This window comes from uncultured Eudoraea sp. (assembly GCF_947490415.1).
Lineage (GTDB): Bacteria > Bacteroidota > Bacteroidia > Flavobacteriales > Flavobacteriaceae > Eudoraea.
The window spans coordinates 2,501-5,457 of the sequence record NZ_CANLGX010000011.1; the positions used below are offsets into that span (position 1 = coordinate 2,501).

Genomic DNA, 2,957 nt, shown 5'->3' on the forward strand with positions numbered 1-2,957 from the left:
GCTTTCGCTGCGGCTCCGCCCCTGAAGGGCTTAACCTTGCTAGCAACGGCAACTCGTAGGCTCATTATGCAAAAGGCACGCCGTCACTGTGCATGCACAGCTCCGACCGCTTGTAGGCGTATGGTTTCAGGTTCTATTTCACTCCCCTGTTCGGGGTTCTTTTCACCTTTCCCTCACGGTACTGGTTCACTATCGGTCTCCCAGGAGTATTTAGTCTTGGCGGATGGTCCCGCCGGATTCACACAGGGTTTCACGTGCCCCGCGCTACTCAGGATACCACTATCAATAACATAACCTTACCCATACGGGGCTATCACCCTCTTTGGCGCAACTTTCCAGTTGCTTCCGGTTCAGTATGCATCGAATATCGTGGTCCTACAACCCCGACATTGCCGAAACAACATCGGTTTGGACTCTTCCACTTTCGCTCGCCGCTACTCACAGAATCACTCTTGTTTTCTCCTCCTCCGGCTACTTAGATGTTTCAGTTCACCGGGTTTGCCTCCCTTGCGGGATACCATATCTTCAATATGGTGGGTTGCCCCATTCGGATACCCGCGGATCATATCGTATGTGCCGATCCCCACGGTTTTTCGCAGCTTATCACGTCCTTCTTCGCCTCTGGGAGCCTAGGCATTCCCCATACGCCCTTGCTTAGCTTGTCGCCTCGCCTCGTATTCTTTGGTACTCTTGTACCCTCTCTATTAAATTCGTGTTTTCCCGAGTATATATATCCTATAAATAAAATATACACACTCTGTCTCAATATGTCAATGAACGTTCCTTCACAGCTCCTTGAATCCCAATTCCAAAAGCATTGCTTAATACTCCCTGTAATCAAAACCAATTCCCGTGAATTCTAACCTTATAAAAAAAAAGGCCTATGTGGAGAATACCGGAGTCGAACCGGTGACCTCCTGCGTGCAAGGCAGGCGCTCTAGCCAGCTGAGCTAATTCCCCATTTTCCTAGAAATGGAAATTCTAAAATAAAATTCCAAATCCCAAAAACAAGGGGCTTCTCAACCTCTAGAATTTCCTTTCAATAATCTATTCTCAATGAACTTCGTAATCCCATACCTTCCCCTACTCTCTCAAGTAGTCTCAGGCAGACTCGAACTGCCGACCTCTACATTATCAGTGTAGCGCTCTAACCAGCTGAGCTATGAGACTGCATTTTTTAAAAGCCTTCCTTTTTTAAAAGACTCCCTTTTTAGGATTGGTCCTAAAACCAACAACCTATTTATATAATATAATGACAAACAGTATTTTGAGATAAAAAAACAAGAGTTAGAAAAACAGTCCCCATAATAGACGATTTCTCTAGAAAGGAGGTGTTCCAGCCGCACCTTCCGGTACGGCTACCTTGTTACGACTTAGCCCTAGTTACCGATTTTGCCCTAGGCCGCTCCTTACGGTGACGGACTTCAGGCACTCCCGGCTTCCATGGCTTGACGGGCGGTGTGTACAAGGCCCGGGAACGTATTCACCGGATCATGGCTGATATCCGATTACTAGCGATTCCAGCTTCACGGGGTCGAGTTGCAGACCCCGATCCGAACTGTGACCGGTTTTATAGATTCGCTCCTCCTTGCGGAGTGGCTGCTCGCTGTACCGGCCATTGTAGCACGTGTGTAGCCCAGGACGTAAGGGCCGTGATGATTTGACGTCGTCCCCACCTTCCTCGCGGTTTGCACCGGCAGTCCCGTCAGAGTCCCCAACTTTACTTGCTGGCAACTGACGGCAGGGGTTGCGCTCGTTATAGGACTTAACCTGACACCTCACGGCACGAGCTGACGACAACCATGCAGCACCTTGCAAAATGTCCGAAGAAAAGTCTATCTCTAGACCTGTCATTATGCATTTAAGCCCTGGTAAGGTTCCTCGCGTATCATCGAATTAAACCACATGCTCCACCGCTTGTGCGGGCCCCCGTCAATTCCTTTGAGTTTCATTCTTGCGAACGTACTCCCCAGGTGGGATACTTATCACTTTCGCTGGGCCGCCCACTGCTCAAGGCAGCGGACAGCTAGTATCCATCGTTTACGGCGTGGACTACCGGGGTATCTAATCCCGTTCGCTCCCCACGCTTTCGTCCATCAGCGTCAGTCGATAGTTAGTGACCTGCCTTCGCAATCGGTGTTCTATGTAATATCTATGCATTTCACCGCTACACTACATATTCCGGCCACTTCACTATGACTCAAGACAACCAGTATCAAGGGCAGTGCTACGGTTGAGCCGCACCATTTCACCCCTGACTTAATTGCCCGCCTGCGGACCCTTTAAACCCAATAATTCCGGATAACGCTCGGACCCTCCGTATTACCGCGGCTGCTGGCACGGAGTTAGCCGGTCCTTATTCTTACGGTACCGTCACCAGGACACACGTGTCCCTTATTCTTCCCGTATAAAAGCAGTTTACAACCCATAGGGCCGTCTTCCTGCACGCGGCATGGCTGGATCAGGCTTGCGCCCATTGTCCAATATTCCTCACTGCTGCCTCCCGTAGGAGTCTGGTCCGTGTCTCAGTACCAGTGTGGGGGATCCCCCTCTCAGGGCCCCTACCTATCGCTGCCATGGTGAGCCGTTACCTCACCATCTAACTAATAGGACGCATAGCCATCCCGTACCGTCCGAAAACTTTAAAATATAAATGATGCCATTCATATTTACCACGGGGTATTAATCCAAATTTCTCTGGGCTATCCCCCTGTACAGGGTAGGTTCTATACGCGTTGCGCACCCGTGCGCCACTCGTCATCAAAGTGCAAGCACCTTATGTTACCGTTCGACTTGCATGTGTTAGGCCTGCCGCTAGCGTTCATCCTGAGCCAGGATCAAACTCTTCATTGTTGTATCGTAAAATACTTCTACGTCTATATAAACTATGAAAATTGTATCCTAACCCTTGTGTTTATTCTTATCTCAAAATAATTCAAATTCTTCTACCTATCTCT

General features: G+C 49.2%; 2 tRNA genes and 2 rRNA genes (1 of these 4 cut by a window edge). All 4 read right to left on the reverse strand.

From position 1 onward, the window contains the following. A 23S ribosomal RNA gene (locus tag Q0874_RS17310) occupies nt 1–665 on the reverse strand (it extends 2,181 nt beyond the left edge of the window). Nucleotides 666–886: 221 nt separating this feature from the next. Further along, a tRNA-Ala gene (locus Q0874_RS17315) sits at nt 887–960 on the reverse strand. A gap of 136 nt (nt 961–1,096) precedes the next feature. Continuing rightward, nucleotides 1,097–1,170: transfer RNA gene (locus tag Q0874_RS17320), tRNA-Ile, on the reverse strand. A 154-nt stretch (nt 1,171–1,324) separates the two neighbouring features. Beyond that, nucleotides 1,325–2,853: ribosomal RNA gene (locus Q0874_RS17325) — 16S ribosomal RNA — on the reverse strand. The 16S and 23S rRNA genes sit together here with 2 tRNA genes alongside, the layout of an rRNA operon. Between the last annotated feature and the right edge of the window lie 104 nt (nt 2,854–2,957).